The following is an 18,709-nucleotide window of genomic DNA, read 5'->3' as shown; positions in this document are numbered from 1 at the left end:
GTGTCATTGATCGCTTCCGACCAGTTCCGCATCGTTGTCGGCCTCGGCAAGAGCGGCATGTCCCTGGTGCGCTTCCTGGCGCAGCAGGGCGTGCGCTTTGCCGTGGCCGATACGCGCGCGAACCCGCCGGAGCTGGAGACGCTCAAGCGTGACTACCCGCAGGTGGAAGTACGTTGCGGCGAGCTGGACGTGGACTTCCTCTGCCGCGCCTCGGAACTGTACGTGAGTCCGGGCCTGGCCGTGGCCACGCCGGCGCTCGCCGAAGCCGCTGCGCGTGGGGTGAAGCTGTCCGGCGATATCGACCTGTTCGCCCGCCACGCCAAGGCACCGATAGTCGCCATCACCGGCTCCAACGCCAAGAGCACCGTCACCACCCTGGTCGGCGAGATGGCCGTCGCTGCCGGCAAGCGCGTCGCCGTGGGTGGCAACCTGGGTACGCCGGCGCTGGATCTGCTGGCCGACGACGTCGAGCTGTATGTACTGGAGTTGTCCAGCTTCCAGCTGGAGACCACCGATCAACTCAACGCCGAAGTGGCCACCTGCCTGAACATCAGCGAAGACCACATGGACCGCTACAGCGGCCTGCCGGCCTATCACCTGGCCAAGCACAGGATCTTCCGTGGCGCCCGTCAGGTGGTGATCAACCGTGACGACGCGCTGTCGCGCCCGCTGATCGCTGACCAGGTGACCTGCTGGGAATTTGGCCTGGGCAAACCTGATTTCAAACGCTTCGGCCTGCTCGAAGAGAACGGCGAGAAATCCCTGGCGTTTCGCTTCGAGGCGCTGCTGCCGGTGAGCGAGCTGAAGATCCGTGGTGCGCACAACCAGTCCAACGCCCTGGCGGCGCTGGCGCTCGGCCATGCCGTGGGCCTGCCGATGGAGGCCATGCTGAGCTCCCTGCGTCAGTTCGCCGGTTTGCCACACCGTTGCCAATGGGTCGGTGAGCGTGCCGGGGTGAATTACTACGACGACTCCAAGGCCACCAACGTCGGTGCCGCACTGGCAGCCATCGAAGGCCTGGGCGCGGATATCGCCGGCAAGCTGGTGCTGATCGCTGGCGGCGACGGCAAGGGCGCCGATTTCACCGCGCTGAAGAATCCGGTCGCGCGTTTCTGCCGCGCGGTGGTGCTGCTGGGGCGTGATGCTCAGCGCTTGGCCGACACTCTTGGTGACGCCGTGCCGCAGGTGCGGGTAGCGAGCCTGGAAGAAGCCGTGCAGCGCTGCAGCGAGCTGGCCGAGGCCGGCGATGCCGTGCTGTTGTCGCCGGCCTGCGCCAGCCTGGACATGTTCAACAACTTCGAAGAGCGCGGGCGCCTGTTCGCCCAGGCTGTGGAGGGGCTCGTCTGATGCTGTCCTTCCTGCAGATTCGCCCCTCGCCGCTCCTGGGGCGCGGCCTCGATCTGGACTTCCCGCTGCTGGCCGGTTGCCTGGGCCTGCTCGGCCTCGGCCTGGTGATGATCGCTTCGGCGTCTTCGGAGGTGGCCGCTGCACAGACCGGTAGCCCGCTCTATCACATGATTCGCCATCTGATTTACCTGGTCATCGGCCTCGGCGCCGCTGGCGTAGTGCTGATGGTGCCGATGAACATCTGGCAGCGTTACGGCTGGATCATGCTGCTGGCGGCTTTCGCCTTGCTGGTGCTGGTGCTGGTGCCGGGAATTGGCCGTGAGGTCAACGGTGCGCGGCGCTGGATCGGCTTCGGCGCCTTCAACGTGCAGCCGTCGGAAATCGCCAAGGTGTTCGTGGTGGTCTACCTGGCCGGTTACCTGGTGCGTCGTCAGGAAGAGGTGCGCGAGAGCTGGGCCGGTTTCTTCAAGCCTTTCGTCGTGCTGCTGCCAATGGCAGGCCTGTTGCTGCTGGAGCCGGACTTTGGCGCCACCGTGGTGATGATGGGGTCGGCCATGGCCATGCTGTTCCTCGGTGGCGTCGGCATGCTGCGCTTCGGTCTGATGGTGGTCCTGGCAGTCGGTGCGGTGTTCGTCCTGGTGCAGACCCAGGAGTACCGCCTGCAGCGTCTGATCACCTTTACCGATCCCTGGGCCGACCAATACGGCTCTGGTTATCAGCTGACCCAGGCGTTGATCGCTTTCGGCCGCGGCGAGTGGTTCGGCGTGGGTCTGGGCAACAGCATTCAGAAACAGTTCTACCTGCCGGAAGCCCACACCGACTTCGTGTTCTCCGTGTTGGCCGAGGAGCTCGGCCTGGTTGGCGCGTTGGCGACCCTGGCGCTGTTCGTCTTCGTCAGTGTGCGTGCGCTGTACATCGGTCTGTGGGCCGAGAAGGCCAAGCAGTTCTTCTCCGCCTATGTCGCCTACGGTCTGGCGTTCCTGTGGATCGGTCAGTTCCTGATCAATATCGGGGTGAACACCGGTCTGTTACCGACCAAGGGCCTGACCCTGCCGTTCCTCAGCTACGGCGGCTCGTCGCTGGTGATCTGCTGCGTGAGTCTGGCGCTGCTGCTGCGTATCGAGTGGGAGCGGCGCAACATACTGGGTAACGAGGACGTGGATTTCACCGAAGCGGATTTTGCCGAGGAGGTCAGCCATGCGCGGTAATGTGCTGATCATGGCCGGCGGTACCGGTGGCCACGTGTTCCCGGCGCTGGCCTGCGCTCGCGAGTTCCAGGCGCGCGGTTACGCCGTGCACTGGCTGGGCACGCCGCGCGGCATCGAGAACGAACTGGTGCCGCAGGCGGGCCTGCCGCTGCACCTGATCAACGTCAGCGGCCTGCGTGGCAAGGGCAAGTTGTCCTTGCTCAAGGCGCCTTTCCAGCTGCTGCGTTCGCTGCTGCAGGCGCGTCGTATCGTGCGTGAGCTGCAGCCGGTGTGCGTGCTGGGCATGGGCGGCTACGTCACAGGTCCCGGCGGCCTGGCTGCACGTATGGCCGGTATACCGCTGGTGATCCATGAGCAGAACGCCGTGGCCGGCACCGCCAATCGTCTGCTGTCGCGTATCGCCACGCGCATCTGCGAGGCCTTCCCGAACACCTTCGGCGCTTCCGACAAGCGGCGCACCACCGGTAACCCGGTGCGTGAGGAGCTGTTCCTGGAAACGCCGCGCGAACCGCTGGCCGGGCGCAAGCCGAAATTGCTGGTGCTGGGCGGCAGCCTGGGCGCCGAGCCGCTGAACAAATTGCTACCGGCCGCGCTGGGGAAAATTGCCGCTGACGTGCGTCCGCAGGTGTTCCATCAGGCTGGTAAACAACATGCCGAAATCACTGCGGAGCGTTATCGCGATGCTGCGGTCGAAGCCGAGGTCGCGCCCTTCATCAAGGACATGGCTCGCGCTTATGGCTGGGCCGATCTGGTGGTTTGCCGCGCTGGCGCACTGACCGTCAGCGAGCTGGCTGCCGCGGGTCTGCCGTCGTTTCTGGTGCCGCTGCCGCACGCCATCGACGACCACCAGAGCCGCAATGCCGAATACCTGGCGAAGGAGGGCGCTGCAGTCCTTCTTGCGCAACATGCCACTGACGCGGACACGCTTGCCGCGCAGCTCACCGAGGTTCTGATGCACCTGGAAAAACTCAATGTCATGGGCGCCACTGCGCGTCGCCTGGCCAAGCCCGATGCCACCCGCACGGTGGTCGACATCTGCCAGGAGGTGATGCGTGGCTAAGTCTCCCGCTGCGGTCAAGGCCGAAGTTCGGCGTATGCGCCGTATCCGTCGTATCCATTTCGTCGGGATCGGCGGCGTGGGCATGTGCGGCATCGCCGAGGTACTGCTGAACCTGGGGTACGAAGTATCCGGTTCCGACCTCAAGGCCTCGGCCGTCACCGAGCGCCTGAAGAGTTTCGGCGCGCAGATCTTCATCGGTCATGCTGCCGAGAATGCCGAGCAAGCCGACGTGCTGGTAGTGTCCAGCGCCGTCAACACCAGCAACCCGGAAGTCGCCACCGCGCTGGAACGGCGTATTCCGGTGGTGCCGCGTGCCGAGATGCTCGCCGAGTTGATGCGCTATCGCCATGGCATCGCCGTGGCCGGCACCCATGGCAAGACCACCACCACCAGCCTGCTGGCTTCGGTGTTCGCTGCCGGCGGCCTCGATCCGACATTCGTCATCGGCGGCCGGCTGAACGCGGCCGGCACCAATGCCCAGCTCGGCTCTAGCCGCTTCCTGATCGCCGAAGCCGATGAGAGCGACGCCAGCTTCCTGCATCTGCAGCCGATGGTCTCGGTGGTCACCAATATCGACGCCGACCACATGAGCACCTACGGCGGCGACTTCAACAAGCTGAAGAAGACCTTCATCGAGTTCCTGCACAACCTGCCGTTCTACGGTTTGGCGGTGCTCTGCGTGGATGACCCGGTGGTGCGCGAGCTGCTGCCGCAGGTCGGCCGCCCAACCGTGACCTACGGCTTTGCCGAGGACGCCGACGTGCGCGCTATCAACGTGCGTCAGGAAGGCATGCGCACCTACTTCACCGTGCTGCGCCCTGACTGCGAGCCGCTCGACGTGTCGGTGAACATGCCGGGCAATCACAACGTTCTCAACGCGCTGGCGACCATCGCCATCGCCACCGACGAAGGCATCGACGATGCCGCCATCGTAGCCGGGCTGTCTGGCTTCCAGGGCGTCGGTCGGCGCTTCCAGGTCTACGGCGAACTGCCGGTGGACGGTGGCAGCGTGATGCTGGTCGACGACTACGGCCATCACCCGCGTGAAGTGGCCGCAGTGATCAAGGCCGTGCGTGGCGGCTGGCCGGAGCGTCGTCTGGTGATGGTCTACCAGCCGCACCGCTACAGCCGTACCCGCGATCTGTACGACGACTTCGTGCAGGTGCTCGGCGAAGCCAACGTGCTGCTGCTGGTGGAAGTCTACCCGGCCGGTGAGGAGCCGATTCCCGGTGCCGACAGCCGCCAGCTGTGCCACAGCATCCGTCAGCGTGGTCAGCTCGATCCGATCTATGTCGAGCGCGGTGCCGACCTGGCGCCGCTGCTCAAACCGCTGCTGCGTGCCGGCGACATCCTGCTGTGCCAGGGCGCTGGCGATATCGGTGCCGTGGCGCCGCAGTTGATCAAGCACCCGCTGTTCGTGGGGGAGTCGAAATGAGTTTGCACAGTACCCTCGATCCCAAGGCCTTCGGCCGCGTCGCCGTGCTGTTCGGCGGCAAGAGCGCCGAGCGCGAGGTGTCGCTGAAATCCGGCAACGCCGTGCTTAGCGCCCTGCAGGCGGGAGGTGTGGACGCCTTCGGCATCGACGTGGGTGATGATTTCCTGGCTCGCCTGAACAGCGAGAAGATCGACCGCGCCTTTATCGTGCTGCACGGCCGCGGTGGCGAGGACGGCTCCATGCAGGGCCTGCTCGAGTGCGCCGGTATTCCCTACACCGGCAGCGGCATCCTGGCTTCTGCGCTGGCGATGGACAAGCTGCGTACCAAGCAGGTATGGCATAGCCTCGGCCTGCCGACGCCGCGTCATGCCGTGCTGACCTCGCAAGCCGACTGCGAGGTAGCCGCCGCCGAACTGGGCTTCCCGCTGATCGTCAAGCCAGCCCATGAAGGTTCCAGCATCGGCATGGCCAAGGTCGAGAGCGTCGAGGCGCTGATCGCCGCCTGGCAGGACGCTGCCCGCTACGACAGCCAGGTGCTGGTCGAGCAGTGGATCGCCGGCCCCGAATACACCATCGCCGTGCTGCGCGGCGAAGTGCTGCCGCCCATCGGGCTCGGCACGCCGCACACCTTTTACGACTACGACGCCAAGTATCTGGCTGATGACACCCAGTACCGCATTCCCTGCGGCCTGTCTGCCGAAAAGGAAGCCGAACTCAAGGCGCTGACCGCGCGTGCCTGCGAGGCCGTGGGCACTCAGGGCTGGGCGCGTGCCGACGTGATGCAGGATGCCAGTGGTCAGTTCTGGCTGCTGGAAGTGAACACCGTACCGGGCATGACCGATCACAGCCTGGTACCGATGGCCGCGCGTGCTGCCGGTCTGGATTTCCAGCAACTGGTGCTGGCGATCCTGGCTGACAGCGTCGAGGCGAGGGGTTAAGCGATGAGCATCGCTCTGCGTCATCAGGACTCGCTGAGGGCTCCGCAACGCGGCAAGCCCGCGCCGCGTGGCGCCAGCCGTCTGGTGGCCAAGGAGCCGATGCGTCTGCGTATGCCCAAGGCGGATTTCTCCTGGGCAGGAAAGCTGCTTTGGCCGCTGGTTCTGGTCGGTTTGGGGTTCGGCGCCTATGAAGGCGCACAGCGTCTGCTGCCCTACGCCGACCGCCCGATCGCGCGCATCAGCGTGCAGGGCGATCTGGCTTACGTCAGCCAGCAGGCGGTGCAGCGGCGGATCGCGCCGTTTATCGAAGCGAGCTTCTTCAGCGCTGACCTGCGCGGTATGCGCGAAGAGCTCGAGCGCATGCCCTGGATCGCTCATGCCGAAGTGCGTCGCGTCTGGCCGGATCAGATCGACGTGAGTCTGGAAGAACAACTGCCCATCGCCCGTTGGGGCGACGAGGCGCTGCTCAACAACCAGGGCCAGGCGTTCGCGCCACAGGAGCTGGACAACTACCAGCATCTGCCGCAGCTGTCCGGCCCGAAGCGGGCGCAGCCCAAGGTGATGCAGCAGTACCAGATGCTCAGCCAACTGCTACGACCGATGGGCTTCACCGTGGTCGGGCTGCAGTTGCGCGAGCGCGGCAGCTGGTTCCTCTCGGCCACCGAGAACGCCAGCGGCCAGCGCATCGACATCCTGCTGGGGCGTGATCACGTGGTGGAAAAAATGCGTCGTTTCGCCGCCATCTATGAGCGGGAACTGAAAGAACAGAGCGCGAACATCGCGCGCATCGACCTGCGTTATGCCAACGGTCTGGCCGTGGCCTGGCGTGAGCCGGTGGAGCCGGCTGCGGCCGCGCAGAAAGTGAATTGAGGAGAGGCAGGACTAATGAATAGCGCGCAGAGCGGCAAGATGATCGTTGGCCTGGACATCGGTACCTCCAAGGTGGTGGCGCTGGTGGGCGAGGTGACGGCCGACGGCCAGCTGGAAATCGTCGGTATCGGCACCCATCCGTCGCGCGGGCTGAAAAAGGGCGTGGTGGTCAATATCGAGTCCACCGTGGCCTCGATCCAGCGCGCGGTGGAAGAGGCGCAGCTGATGGCCGGCTGCCGTATCCACTCGGCGTTTGTCGGCGTGGCCGGCAACCATATCCGCAGCCTCAACAGCCACGGCATCGTCGCCATCCGTGATCGCGAAGTGAGCCCGGCCGATATCGAGCGCGTGCTCGATGCTGCGCAGGCCGTGGCGATTCCGGCGGACCAGCGCGTACTGCACACCCTGGCGCAGGACTATGTGATCGACAACCAGGAGGGCGTGCGCGAGCCGCTGGGCATGTCCGGTGTACGCCTGGAAGCCAAGGTGCACGTGGTGACCTGCGCCGTGAACGCCGCGCAGAACATCGAGAAATGTGTGCGCCGCTGCGGCCTGGAAGTCGACGACATCATTCTCGAGCAGCTGGCTTCAGCCTACTCGGTACTGACCGAGGACGAGAAGGAACTGGGCGTGTGCCTGGTGGACATCGGTGGCGGTACCACCGATATCGCCATCTTCACCGAAGGCGCCATTCGCCACACGGCGGTGATCCCGATCGCTGGCGATCAGGTCACCAACGACATCGCCATGGCCCTGCGTACGCCGACCCAGTACGCCGAGGAAATCAAGATTCGCTACGCCTGTGCCCTGGCCAAGCTGGCTGGTGCCGGCGAAACCATCAAGGTGCCGAGCGTGGGTGATCGCCCACCGCGTGATCTCTCGCGCCAGTCCCTGGCCGAAGTGGTCGAGCCGCGTTACGACGAGCTGTTCACCCTGGTTCAGGCCGAACTGCGTCGCAGTGGCTACGAAGACCTGATCCCGGCCGGCATCGTCATGACCGGCGGCACGGCGAAGATGGAAGGCGCGGTCGAGCTGGCCGAGGAAATTTTCCACATGCCGGTTCGACTGGGCGTACCGCACAGCGTCAAGGGCATGGGCGACGTGGTGCGCAACCCGATTTATTCCACCGGTGTGGGTTTGCTGTTGTACGGGCTGCAGAAGCAGAACGATGGCATTTCCATGTCGGTGGGCAGTCCTTACCAGGACGAAAACAAAACCCCGGTACTCGAACGCATCAAGCGTTGGGTGCAAGGCAATTTCTAAATTTGCAGTAGGCGTTACAACTAGAAAGGAAGGAGAGGGATCATGTTCGAACTAGTAGATAACATTCCGCAAAGCGCGGTTATCAAAGTAATCGGTGTCGGTGGTGGCGGCGGCAACGCAGTCAATCACATGGCTGTCAGCAACATCGAGGGCGTCGAGTTCATCTGCGCCAACACCGATGCGCAGGCGCTGAAGAACATCGGCGCACGTACCGTGCTGCAGCTCGGCCCGGGCGTGACCAAAGGCCTGGGTGCCGGCGCCAATCCGGAAGTCGGTCGTCAGGCCGCTCTGGAAGACCGCGAGCGCATCGCCGAAGTGCTGCAAGGCACTGACATGGTGTTCATCACCACCGGCATGGGTGGCGGTACCGGTACCGGCGCTGCGCCGGTGATCGCCGAGGTCGCCAAGGAAATGGGCATCCTCACCGTGGCCGTGGTCACCCGTCCGTTCCCGTTCGAGGGCAAGAAGCGCATGGTCATCGCCGATGAAGGCATCCGCGCGCTGTCCGAGAGCGTCGACTCGCTGATCACCATCCCCAACGAAAAGCTGCTGACCATCCTCGGCAAGGATGCAAGCCTGTTGTCCGCCTTTGCCAAGGCTGACGACGTGTTGGCTGGTGCCGTGCGCGGTATCTCCGACATCATCAAGCGTCCGGGCATGATCAACGTCGACTTCGCCGACGTGAAAACCGTGATGAGCGAAATGGGCATGGCCATGATGGGCACTGGCTGCGCCAGCGGTCCGAACCGTGCGCGTGAAGCCACCGAGGCGGCGATCCGCAACCCGTTGCTGGAAGACGTCAACCTGCAGGGTGCGCGCGGCATTCTGGTGAACATCACTGCCGGTCCGGACCTGTCCCTGGGTGAGTACTCCGACGTGGGTAACATCATCGAACAGTTCGCTTCCGAGCACGCCACCGTCAAGGTCGGCACCGTGATCGATGCCGACATGCGCGACGAACTGCACGTCACCGTGGTCGCTACCGGCCTCGGCGCGCGCATGGAGAAGCCGGTCAAGGTGGTCGACAACACCGTGCAGGTAGCCGTCAGCCAGCCGGTTGCCCAGCAGCCTGCCGCGCAGCCGCGCAGCGAGCAGTCGGTCAACTACAAGGACTACGAGCGTCCGACCGTGCAGCGTCAGAGTCATGGCGGTGCGGCCACTGCAGCCAAGCTCAATACCCAGGATGACCTCGATTACCTGGATATTCCGGCTTTCCTGCGTCGCCAGGCTGATTGATGGAATTTATCAGGAGTATATGGGTGATTGGTGTTCAGCAAAGGTCGGTTCTGCTATCATTCCCGACCATTGTTGAAAACAGTTCGCAACTAGCGATATAGCGGCCAAGCCATGATCAGACAACGCACCCTGAAGAACATCATCCGTGCCACCGGCGTTGGCCTGCATTCGGGGGAGAAGGTTTACCTGACCCTGAAGCCGGCTCCGGTGGACACCGGTATCGTGTTTCGTCGTACCGACCTCGACCCCGTCGTGGAAATCCGCGCGCTGGCCGGGAATGTCGGTGAAACCACCATGTCGACCACGTTGATCAATGGTGATGTCAAGGTGGATACGGTAGAGCATCTGCTTTCGGCCATGGCAGGCCTGGGCATCGATAACGCCTACGTCGAGCTCTCCGCGTCCGAAGTACCGATCATGGATGGCAGTGCTGGTCCCTTTGTATTCCTGATTCAATCCGCTGGCCTGCAGGAGCAGGAAGCGCCGAAGAAATTCATCCGCATCCTGCGTGAGGTGACCGTGGAGGAGGGCGACAAGCGCGCCACCTTCATACCTTTCGACGGTTTCAAGGTGAGCTTCGAGATCGACTTCGATCACCCCGTGTTCCGCAATCGCACGCAGAGCGCCAGTGTGGATTTCTCCAGCACGTCTTTCGTCAAGGAAGTCAGCCGGGCCCGCACCTTCGGCTTCATGCGTGACATCGAGTTCCTGCGTTCGCAGAACCTGGCGCTCGGTGGCAGTGTGGAAAACGCCATCGTGGTCGACGAATATCGCGTGCTCAACGAAGACGGCCTGCGTTACGAGGACGAATTCGTCAAACACAAGATTCTCGATGCCATCGGCGATCTGTACCTGCTGGGTAACAGCCTGATTGGCGAGTTCAAGGGCTTCAAGTCTGGTCACGCGCTGAACAATCGTTTGCTGCGCACGTTGATCGAACAGACCGATGCCTGGGAAATGGTGACCTTCGAGGACGCCAAGCTCGCACCGATCTCTTACATGCGCCCGGTTGCGGCGGTGTAAACCTACTCTCTTTCCAGCTTTAATTTGAGGCCACCTTCGGGTGGCCTTTTTTATGCTGTGGCGTTTGGGGTGAATGAGCTGTTCAGGAGAATTTATGGCGCCATTTACCTGGCGAGTGCGGCGAAGTGAAGCACGCCGACGAACGGAGGACGGGCGTTATTCGCTCTTCTGCGTATGACTGGCCAGGCGCTCAAGTGCCGCGCGCAGCCTGGGGTCGCTGATGCCTTCGGCTGTCGCCTGGATACTTTGCGCGGCGCTATTCGACAAGTGCAAGGTGCGACCGGTTCCACGATTCTGGCCGCCTTGAGGTTGCACCTTGAACATGATTTTCGTTAAGGTCGCGAATTCTTCGAGCGCCTGTAGTTGTCGTTGCAGTCTTCTCTGCTGATAACGCAGGCGTGTTGCCCAGTGGCCATCGGTCACGATCAATAGCAAACAGCCGTCGCGCCAGGACGCTACATGACAGTGTTCCCGGGCAGCAGGCTGTAGCTGGCTATCGACAAGACGCTGTAGGTGGGTAAGGCGTTGCGCCTGACCGAACAGCGCTTTCAGGGGCTTGGCTTCGCGTAGCAGCGTAGCGGGTGCCTGGGCCGGCAAGGGACGAAACGTCATGGCAGGAAGCCTTAAATTGCAGAGCCGTCATGGTAGCAGAGCCTGCTGCCGGCCTGTGTTCTGCGAAAAGGGGAAGCCATGCATATCATCTTGCTCAATAGCCGTCACGGTTCGGCGCGAACGATCCATCTAGACCTGCGCTGGTTGCTGCTGTCGGTTGTCCTGCTGCTGGTCCTGAGCCTTGGTGCTGGTGCTGCAATGGGTGCCAAGTGGCTGACCACCGAGCCAGTGCTCGACTCCTCGCTGGCCGAAGCGCTCGACCAGCAGCGCGAACAGGTCGGCGCAGTGCGCCAGGACGCACAACGTCAGCTCGACGCATTTGCCGTACACGTGGCGGATTTGCAGGCACGCCTTACCCGGCTCGATGCCCTGGGTGAGCGCCTCACGGAGCTGGCAGAACTGGATGCTGGCGAGTTCGACTTCTCCCTCAGTGTTGGCCAGGGTGGTGCGGAAGATGCGCTGGGGGTTTCGGCTTATGCGCCGCCACCTTTCATGAGTGCGCTGGATGAGTTGGCGCTGCGCGTCGACAGTCGCGAGCAGCAGTTGGAAGTGCTCGAGCAACTGCTTGGCGAGCGCCGTTTGAGTGAAGCGGAAACCCTCTCCGGTCGCCCGGTTTTGCAAGGTTATGTGTCGTCACCTTTCGGGCGCCGTGTGCATCCGTTGACCGGCCGTGCCAGTGTCCACAAGGGGATCGATTTTGCGGCCAAGCCCGGCAGTGACGTGGTCTCGGTTGCCGCTGGCGTGGTGACCTTTTCCGGCCGGAAGAATGGTTACGGCAATACCGTGGAAATCAGCCACGCTGACGGCTACGTCACGCTCTATGCCCACAACCAGAGCAATACTGTGCAGATCGGGGATCTGGTGCAGCGTGGCCAGACCATCGCCAAGGTCGGCCGCAGTGGTCGCTCCACCGGTTATCACGTGCATTTCGAAGTCAGCAAGGATGGCCGACAGGTCAATCCCGCCCTTTACATCGCGCGTGCCAACGGCGTCGAGTGAGCCGGGACGCTGGCTGGCCTTGAATTGCCAGCATTCATCCCCATATAGAGTTTCACGCTGCGCCCCTGGCTGACCGGGGATGCGTGGCCTGCGCCATCACACGGCAGCAACGGGCTGACAACGTCACTTTCCTCCCTGAGTTTTCCGGGTAGAATGCCCCCTTCGCCCGCAGCCATGCTGGCTGCCAGGTCGCGATTTGCGCCGACCTCCATCCATTCGCCGGAAGATCCTGTCGATATGTTTGCGCCTCTGTTTAAAAAACTTTTCGGAAGCAAGAATGAGCGTGAAGTAAAACGCTTGGTCAAGGCGGTGCAGTCCGTCAACGTCCTCGAAGAGCAGATGATCGCCCTCTCGGACGAGCAACTGCGTGGCAAGACCGAAGAGTTCAAGGGCCGTCTGGCTCAGGGCGAAACCCTCGACAAGCTGCTTCCCGAAGCCTTCGCTGTGGCCCGTGAGGCCGGCAAGCGAGTGATGGGCATGCGCCACTTCGATGTGCAGCTGATCGGTGGTATGACCCTGCACGAAGGCAAGATCGCCGAGATGCGTACCGGTGAGGGCAAGACGCTGGTAGGGACCCTGGCGGTCTACCTCAACGCGCTGTCCGGCAAGGGCGTGCACGTGGTCACGGTCAACGAATACCTGGCTCGCCGCGACGCCAACTGGATGCGTCCGCTGTATGAGTTCCTCGGCCTGACCGTGGGTATCGTCACCCCCTTCCAGCCGCCGGAAGAGAAGCGCGCCGCGTACGCCGCCGACATCACCTACGGCACCAACAACGAATTCGGTTTCGACTACCTGCGCGACAACATGGCCTTCAGCCTGGAAGACAAGTTCCAGCGCGAGCTGAATTTTGCCGTGATTGACGAAGTCGACTCCATTCTGATCGACGAAGCCCGTACCCCGCTGATCATCTCCGGTCAGGCCGAAGACAGCTCCAAGCTGTACATCGAGATCAACAAGCTGATCCCGCGCCTCAAGCAGCACATCGAGGAAGAGGAAGGCGTGGTGACTCAGGAAGGTCACTACAAGGTCGACGAGAAATCGCGCCAGGTCGAGCTCAACGAGGCCGGCCACCAGTACGTCGAGGAAATGCTCACCGCTGCCGGTCTGTTGGCTGAAGGCGAGAGCCTCTATTCGGCGCACAACCTCGGTCTGCTGACCCATGTGTATGCCGGCCTGCGTGCGCACAAGCTGTTCAATCGCAATGTCGAGTACATCGTGCAGAACGGCCAGGTGATCCTGATCGACGAGCACACCGGCCGTACCATGCCGGGCCGCCGTCTCTCCGAGGGCCTGCATCAGGCCATCGAAGCGAAGGAAGGGGTGAACATCCAGGCCGAGAGCCAGACCCTGGCTTCGACCACCTTCCAGAACTACTTCCGCCTTTATAACAAGCTGTCCGGCATGACCGGTACCGCCGATACCGAGGCGTTCGAGTTCCGTCAGATCTATGGTCTGGACGTGATGGTGATCCCGACCAACAAGCCGGTCGCGCGCAAGGACTTCAACGACCTGGTCTATCTGACCCAGGAAGAGAAATACCTGGCGATCATCGCCGACATCAAAGATTGCCAGGCCCAGGGCCGGCCGATCCTGGTCGGTACCGCCACCATCGAAACGTCCGAGTACGTCAGCCAACTGCTGAATCAGGAAGGCATCGAGCACAAGGTGCTCAACGCCAAGTTCCACGACAAGGAAGCCGAGATCATCGCCCAGGCCGGTCGTCCGGGGGCGCTGACCATCGCCACCAACATGGCCGGTCGTGGTACCGACATCCTCCTCGGTGGTAACTGGGAAGTGGAAGTCGCGGCGCTGGAGAACCCTACCGACGAGCAGATCGCGCAGATCAAGACCGAGTGGCAGAAGCGTCACCAGCAGGTGATCGAAGCCGGCGGCCTGCATGTGATCGCCTCCGAGCGCCACGAATCGCGTCGTATCGACAATCAGCTGCGTGGCCGCGCCGGCCGTCAGGGCGACCCAGGTTCCAGCCGCTTCTACCTGTCGCTGGAAGACAACCTGATGCGTATCTTCGCCTCGGATCGGGTGAAGAACTTCATGAAGGCCCTCGGCATGCAGTCCGGCGAGGCCATCGAACACCGCATGGTCACCAACGCCATCGAGAAGGCCCAGCGCAAGGTCGAAGGCCGCAACTTCGACATGCGCAAGCAACTGCTCGAATTCGACGACGTGGCCAACGAGCAGCGCAAGGTGATCTACCACATGCGCAACAGCCTGCTGGCTGCCGAGAGCGTTGGCGACACCATCGCCGAGTTCCGCGAGGAAGTGCTGAGCGCCGCGGTCAACAACCACATCCCGCCGCAGTCGATGCCAGAACAATGGGACGTGGCTGGCCTGGAGTCGACGCTGCAGAGCGACTTCGGCATCAAGCTGCCGATCCAGCAGTGGCTGGATGAAGACGACAAGCTGTACGAAGAAACCCTGCGCGAGCGCATCCTCGCCGAGCTGCTGAGCGCGTACAACGAGAAGGAAACCCAGGCCAGCGCCGAAGCCCTGCGTACCTTCGAGAAGCAGATTCTGCTGCGCGTGCTGGACGATCTGTGGAAAGACCACCTGTCGACCATGGATCACCTGCGTCACGGCATCCACCTGCGCGGTTATGCGCAGAAGAACCCGAAGCAGGAATACAAGCGCGAGTCCTTCGCCCTGTTCCAGGAGCTGCTGGAGTCGATCAAGCGCGACGCCATCCGCGTGCTCAGCCACGTTCAGGTACGTCGCGAAGATCCGGCCGAAGAAGAAGCCCGACTGCGCCGCGAGGCCGAAGCCATGGCCGAGCGCATGCAGTTCCAGCACGCCGAAGCTTCGGCCCTGGCGGCTGAAGAAACCGGTGGCGAAGAGGGCGACGTCGCCGTTGCCGCAGTGCCTGTACGCGCCGAGTCGAAGGTTGGCCGTAACGAACCCTGTCCTTGTGGTTCGGGCAAGAAGTACAAGCACTGCCACGGTCAGATCGGCTGATCATGGCAGGTGCGCGCCGCTGAAGGCGCTTGCAGTAGAGAGGGCTTCGGCTATGCTGTCGCCGCCCTCGATGACGCCGCGACGGCCCTGCCGTTCGCGGCGTTTTACCATCTTTCAGACCGCCTGGCGGTCGGCAACGTCTCACAAGGAGCTCACCTTATGGCTGTTGGTCTTGGCCCGCTGTCCACCCTGCACCCGGTTCCTGGTTTCGAGCTGGGCATCGCTTCCGCCGGCATCAAGCGTCCGGGGCGCAAGGATGTGGTGGTGATGCGTTGCGCCGAAGGTTCGCGCATCGCCGGGGTGACCACCACCAACGCCTTCTGCGCGGCCCCTGTGCTGATCACTCGCGAGCGTCTGGGTGGTGAAGTGCGTTACTTGCTGACCAACACCGGCAATGCCAATGCCGGTACCGGCGCCGACGGCCTGGCCCGTGCGCGCCGTGCCTGCGCGCGTCTGGCCGAGCTGACCGGGGTTGCCGAAAGCGCCGTACTGCCGTTCTCCACCGGTGTGATCGGCGAGCCGCTGCCAGTGGAGAAGATCGAGTCCGCCTTGCAGGCTGCGTTGGATGATCTGAAGGCCGACAACTGGGAAGCGGCCGCCACCGGCATCATGACCACCGACACTCTGCCCAAGGGCGCCAGCCGTCAGTTCCAGCACGATGGCGTGACCATCACAGTGACCGGTATCTCCAAGGGCGCCGGCATGATCCGCCCGAACATGGCCACCATGCTCGGCTACATCGCTACCGACGCCAAGGTCGCCCAGGGCGTGCTGCAGGATCTGGTGCGCGACGCGGCGAACAAGTCGTTCAACCGCATCACCATCGATGGCGACACTTCCACCAACGATTGCTGCATGCTGATCGCCACCGGCCAGGCTGCATTGCCGGAAATCACCGAGGCCTCCGGTGAACTGTTCGCCAAGCTCAAGCAGGCGGTGTTCGAGGTATTCATGGAAGTGGCGCAAGCCATCGTTCGTGACGGTGAGGGCGCGACCAAGTTCGTCACCGTGCAGGTCAACGGCGGTGGCACCCATCAGGAGTGCCTGGACGTGGCCTACGCAGTGGCCCACTCGCCGCTGATCAAGACCGCGCTGTTCGCCTCCGACCCGAACTGGGGGCGCATCCTGGCTGCTGTGGGCTATGCCGGTGTACCGCAGCTGGATGTGAGCAAGATCGACGTGTTCCTCGGTGAGGTCTGCATCGCCAGCAAGGGCTGCCGCGCGACCACCTACACCGAGGAGCAGGGCGCGGCGGTGATGGCCCGTGAGGAAATCACCATCCGCATCGAGCTGGGCCGCGGCAGCTGCAGCGAGACCATCTGGACCACCGACCTGTCCCACGAGTACGTCAAGATCAACGCCGAATACCGCACCTGATCGCGTCCCGCTGGTCTCTATTCCCGCGCCTCATGCCCCCATGACGCGCGGGAATTTGCTATTCGGGGTGCAGGCTTTTAACGTCGAGCGACTTCTGGATACTTCAGGAACCTAGGCGAGGACGCGCGAGATGGCTCTGAAACTGGTGATTGGCGACAAGAACTACTCATCCTGGTCGTTGCGTGCCGCACTGGCGGTCGAGCTGGCCGGTGTGGAGTGTGAAGAAGTGCTGGTGCGCCTGTATCAGCCCGACAGCCGCGCACAGCTGCTGCGTCATTCGCCCACCGGCAAGGTGCCGGTTCTGCTGACTGAGCAAGGGCCGGTGTGGGACTCCCTGGCGATTGCCGAGTATCTGGCCGAGTGCTATCCCGAGGCGCAGTTATGGCCGCAGGATCGCCAGGCGCGGGCACTGGCGCGTAGTGTCTGTGCGGAGATGCACAGTGGCTTCGGTGCTCTGCGCAGCCACCTGCCGATGGACCTGGTGCGAGATAAGGCGCTGACCGAGCTGCCGGACGCGGCGCAGGCCGATATCGATCGTATCTGCTCGATCTGGGCCGGCTGCCGCGAGCGCTACGCCAGCTCAGGCCACTATCTGTTCGGTCAGCCCAGCATTGCCGATGCCTTCTATGCACCGGTCGCCGCGCGTCTGCGCAGTTATCATGTGGCATTGCCGACTACGGCGGCGGCCTATGTCGAAACCATCTATCGCTGGCCGGCGTTCCAACGCTGGTACCAGGCAGCATTGCAGGAGGTAAAGGGGTGAAACGCGTTCACGTCGCAGCAGCGGTGATTCGGGGGGTAGACGGACGCATCCTGATTGCCAGACGTCCGCAGGACAAGCATCAGGGCGGTCTGTGGGAGTTTCCCGGCGGTAAGGTGGAGGACGGCGAGGCCGTGCGCGTCGCTCTTGATCGCGAGCTGGAAGAGGAGTTGGGCATTCGTCCACAGGCTGCGCGCCCGCTGATCCAGATTCGCCACGACTACCCGGACAAGCAGGTGCTGCTGGACGTCTGGGAAGTCTCGACTTTCAGTGGCGAGCCGCATGGCGCAGAAGGTCAGCCATTGGCCTGGGTCAGCGAGCGGCAATTGCTGGAGTACGCGTTTCCCGCCGCCAACAAACCCATAGTGGCTGCCGCGCGGCTGCCCGAGCGCTACCTGATCACCCCGGATGGCCTTCAGCCGAGCGAGCTGCTGGCCGGCGTACGCAGCGCCCTGGCGCAGGGCGTGCGGCTGGTCCAGCTGCGCGCACCGAACATGTTCGATGCGCAGTACCGCGACCTGGCGGTGGACGTACAGGGGTTGTGCGCCGGCAAGGCGCAACTGATGCTCAAGGGGCCGCTGGAGTGGCTGGGCGATTTTCCCGCGGCCGGTTGGCACCTGACCGCCGAGCAGCTGCGCAAGTATGCCGCTGGTGGCCGTCCTTTCCCTGACGATCGCTGGCTGGCGGCGTCCTGCCACAGTGCCGAGGAGCTGGTACTGGCGGCGCAGATGGGCGTGGACTTCGTCACCCTGTCGCCGGTGCAGGCGACCGCGACTCATCCCGATGTGCAGCCGCTGGGCTGGGAGGCCGCGAGCGAGCTGCTGACTCATTTCAACCTGCCGGCTTATCTGCTGGGCGGTGTCGGCCCGGGTGATATCGAGCGCGCCTGGCAGATCGGCGCCCAAGGCGTGGCGGGTATCCGCGCGTTCTGGCCGCAGTAGGGCGTCGCGGGGCCGCCCAGGCCGTGCGCACCGAGCAGCTATCGCAGTATTTCAGGTGCGCACGGCGCACCCTACGCCCAGGTTTCTGGCTTCAGGGCTTGTCTGCCGCCTTCCACAGCACTTCAGCAATGCCCTGGCGCTTGGCGATCAGGCGGGCGGCGACGAACAGCAGGTCGGAGAGGCGGTTGACGTAGGCCAGGCCCACGGCGCGTAGCGGTTCGACGGCGTTGAGGTGCTGGCAGCGGCGTTCGCAACTGCGGGCCAGGCTGCGGCAGACATGGGCCTGGGCGATCAGCCGGGAGCCGCCGGGCAGGATGAAGTTTTCCAGTGGCCCGACTTCTTCGTTCCAGCTGTCGATGGCCGCCTCCAGACGCTCCACTTCTACCTGCTGCAGGGCCTGGTACTCGGGCATCGCCAGTTCGCCACCGAGGTCGAACAGGCGGTGCTGGCAGGGGCTCAGCACGTCGCTGATCTCCTTGAGTGCCGGCCAGGTCGTGGCGGCATCATCCAGTTCGGCGAGCAGCAGGCCGAGCTGGCTGTTGAGCGTGTCCAGCTCGCCGATGGCCTCGATACGTGGGTGGTCCTTGCCGACCCGGCGGCCGTCGGCAAGGCCGGTTTCTCCCTTGTCGCCAGTGCGGGTGTAGATCTTCGAGAGGCGAAAGCCCAT

At 63.5% G+C, this 18,709-nt stretch carries 16 protein-coding genes; 14 read left to right on the top strand and 2 right to left on the bottom strand.

What is annotated here, in order from left to right; translation table 11 throughout:
• The 9 genes from murD to lpxC all read left to right on the top strand — a co-directional run bounded on the left by murD (nt 1) and on the right by lpxC (nt 10,380).
• Complete coding sequence (gene murD, locus BLR77_RS05490) at nt 1-1,347, top strand: UDP-N-acetylmuramoyl-L-alanine--D-glutamate ligase (RefSeq protein WP_074675837.1); 1,347 nt, start codon at nt 1-3, stop codon at nt 1,345-1,347.
• The gene (gene ftsW, locus BLR77_RS05485) at nt 1,347-2,555 is read left to right on the top strand and encodes a putative lipid II flippase FtsW (protein ID WP_074675836.1); all 1,209 of its coding nucleotides are present in this window, start codon (nt 1,347-1,349) and stop codon (nt 2,553-2,555) included. The genes murD and ftsW overlap by 1 nt, the downstream gene beginning before the upstream one ends.
• Nucleotides 2,545-3,615 (top strand): undecaprenyldiphospho-muramoylpentapeptide beta-N-acetylglucosaminyltransferase, encoded by a 1,071-nt coding sequence (murG, locus tag BLR77_RS05480; protein ID WP_074675835.1) that lies wholly within the window; start codon nt 2,545-2,547, stop codon nt 3,613-3,615. The genes ftsW and murG overlap by 11 nt, the downstream gene beginning before the upstream one ends.
• Before the next feature lie 34 nt (nt 3,616-3,649).
• Nucleotides 3,650-5,050, top strand: a complete 1,401-nt coding sequence (gene murC / locus BLR77_RS05475) for a UDP-N-acetylmuramate--L-alanine ligase (protein WP_218018504.1) — start codon at nt 3,650-3,652, stop codon at nt 5,048-5,050.
• On the top strand, nt 5,047-5,988 hold the full coding sequence (locus BLR77_RS05470; RefSeq protein ID WP_074675833.1) for a D-alanine--D-alanine ligase: 942 nt from the start codon (nt 5,047-5,049) through the stop codon (nt 5,986-5,988). The genes murC and BLR77_RS05470 overlap by 4 nt, the downstream gene beginning before the upstream one ends.
• A gap of 3 nt (nt 5,989-5,991) precedes the next feature.
• On the top strand, nt 5,992-6,858 hold the full coding sequence (locus BLR77_RS05465) for a cell division protein FtsQ/DivIB (protein ID WP_074675832.1): 867 nt from the start codon (nt 5,992-5,994) through the stop codon (nt 6,856-6,858).
• 15 nt (nt 6,859-6,873) lie between these two features.
• Nucleotides 6,874-8,121 carry a cell division protein FtsA gene (gene ftsA, locus BLR77_RS05460; RefSeq protein WP_017678973.1) on the top strand — a complete coding sequence of 416 codons (1,248 nt, stop codon included), beginning with the start codon at nt 6,874-6,876 and terminating at the stop codon, nt 8,119-8,121.
• Between the two features lie 42 nt (nt 8,122-8,163).
• On the top strand, nt 8,164-9,357 hold the full coding sequence (ftsZ, locus tag BLR77_RS05455) for a cell division protein FtsZ (protein ID WP_017678974.1): 1,194 nt from the start codon (nt 8,164-8,166) through the stop codon (nt 9,355-9,357).
• A gap of 111 nt (nt 9,358-9,468) precedes the next feature.
• A complete protein-coding gene (gene lpxC / locus BLR77_RS05450) occupies nt 9,469-10,380 on the top strand; it encodes a UDP-3-O-acyl-N-acetylglucosamine deacetylase (protein ID WP_074675831.1) in 912 nt (303 codons plus the stop codon).
• Nucleotides 10,381-10,536: 156 nt separating this feature from the next.
• Here lpxC and BLR77_RS05445 read toward each other — a convergent pair whose 3' ends face one another.
• Nucleotides 10,537-10,992 (bottom strand): DUF721 domain-containing protein, encoded by a 456-nt coding sequence (locus BLR77_RS05445; protein ID WP_055983886.1) that lies wholly within the window; start codon nt 10,990-10,992, stop codon nt 10,537-10,539.
• A 78-nt stretch (nt 10,993-11,070) separates the two neighbouring features.
• Between BLR77_RS05445 and BLR77_RS05440 the strand changes: the two genes are divergently transcribed.
• The 5 genes from BLR77_RS05440 (at nt 11,071) to BLR77_RS05420 (ending at nt 18,042) form a co-directional block, all read left to right on the top strand.
• Nucleotides 11,071-11,991, top strand: a complete 921-nt coding sequence (locus BLR77_RS05440; protein WP_074675830.1) for a M23 family metallopeptidase — start codon at nt 11,071-11,073, stop codon at nt 11,989-11,991.
• A gap of 237 nt (nt 11,992-12,228) precedes the next feature.
• Nucleotides 12,229-14,964 (top strand): preprotein translocase subunit SecA, encoded by a 2,736-nt coding sequence (secA, locus tag BLR77_RS05435; protein ID WP_074675829.1) that lies wholly within the window; start codon nt 12,229-12,231, stop codon nt 14,962-14,964.
• A 159-nt stretch (nt 14,965-15,123) separates the two neighbouring features.
• Nucleotides 15,124-16,341 (top strand): bifunctional glutamate N-acetyltransferase/amino-acid acetyltransferase ArgJ, encoded by a 1,218-nt coding sequence (gene argJ, locus BLR77_RS05430; RefSeq protein WP_074675828.1) that lies wholly within the window; start codon nt 15,124-15,126, stop codon nt 16,339-16,341.
• A gap of 130 nt (nt 16,342-16,471) precedes the next feature.
• A complete protein-coding gene (locus tag BLR77_RS05425) occupies nt 16,472-17,104 on the top strand; it encodes a glutathione S-transferase family protein (RefSeq protein ID WP_074675827.1) in 633 nt (210 codons plus the stop codon).
• The gene (locus BLR77_RS05420; protein ID WP_074675826.1) at nt 17,101-18,042 is read left to right on the top strand and encodes a Nudix family hydrolase; all 942 of its coding nucleotides are present in this window, start codon (nt 17,101-17,103) and stop codon (nt 18,040-18,042) included. Before BLR77_RS05425 ends, BLR77_RS05420 begins: the two co-directional genes overlap by 4 nt.
• Before the next feature lie 91 nt (nt 18,043-18,133).
• On the opposite strand, the gene BLR77_RS05415 is transcribed toward BLR77_RS05420, so the two are convergent.
• Nucleotides 18,134-18,709: a cob(I)yrinic acid a,c-diamide adenosyltransferase gene (locus BLR77_RS05415; RefSeq protein WP_074675825.1), complete on the bottom strand. Its 576-nt coding sequence runs from the start codon at nt 18,707-18,709 to the stop codon at nt 18,134-18,136.

This window comes from Ectopseudomonas alcaliphila (assembly GCF_900101755.1).
Classification (GTDB): domain Bacteria; phylum Pseudomonadota; class Gammaproteobacteria; order Pseudomonadales; family Pseudomonadaceae; genus Aquipseudomonas; species Aquipseudomonas alcaliphila.
This window is presented reverse-complemented; position numbering and strand designations above follow the sequence as displayed.

Coding starts and splice junctions, on each gene's coding strand:
- ftsW (WP_074675836.1), top strand. CDS start 1,347: ATGCTGTCCTTCCTGCAGATTCGCCCCTCGCCGCTCCTGGGGCGCGGC.
- lpxC (WP_074675831.1), top strand. CDS start 9,469: ATGATCAGACAACGCACCCTGAAGAACATCATCCGTGCCACCGGCGTT.
- BLR77_RS05465 (WP_074675832.1), top strand. CDS start 5,992: ATGAGCATCGCTCTGCGTCATCAGGACTCGCTGAGGGCTCCGCAACGC.
- murC (WP_218018504.1), top strand. CDS start 3,650: ATGCGCCGTATCCGTCGTATCCATTTCGTCGGGATCGGCGGCGTGGGC.
- argJ (WP_074675828.1), top strand. CDS start 15,124: ATGGCTGTTGGTCTTGGCCCGCTGTCCACCCTGCACCCGGTTCCTGGT.
- BLR77_RS05445 (WP_055983886.1), bottom strand. CDS start 10,992: ATGACGTTTCGTCCCTTGCCGGCCCAGGCACCCGCTACGCTGCTACGC.
- ftsA (WP_017678973.1), top strand. CDS start 6,874: ATGAATAGCGCGCAGAGCGGCAAGATGATCGTTGGCCTGGACATCGGT.
- secA (WP_074675829.1), top strand. CDS start 12,229: ATGTTTGCGCCTCTGTTTAAAAAACTTTTCGGAAGCAAGAATGAGCGT.
- ftsZ (WP_017678974.1), top strand. CDS start 8,164: ATGTTCGAACTAGTAGATAACATTCCGCAAAGCGCGGTTATCAAAGTA.
- BLR77_RS05425 (WP_074675827.1), top strand. CDS start 16,472: ATGGCTCTGAAACTGGTGATTGGCGACAAGAACTACTCATCCTGGTCG.
- murG (WP_074675835.1), top strand. CDS start 2,545: ATGCGCGGTAATGTGCTGATCATGGCCGGCGGTACCGGTGGCCACGTG.
- BLR77_RS05440 (WP_074675830.1), top strand. CDS start 11,071: ATGCATATCATCTTGCTCAATAGCCGTCACGGTTCGGCGCGAACGATC.
- BLR77_RS05415 (WP_074675825.1), bottom strand. CDS start 18,709: ATGGGCTTTCGCCTCTCGAAGATCTACACCCGCACTGGCGACAAGGGA.
- BLR77_RS05470 (WP_074675833.1), top strand. CDS start 5,047: ATGAGTTTGCACAGTACCCTCGATCCCAAGGCCTTCGGCCGCGTCGCC.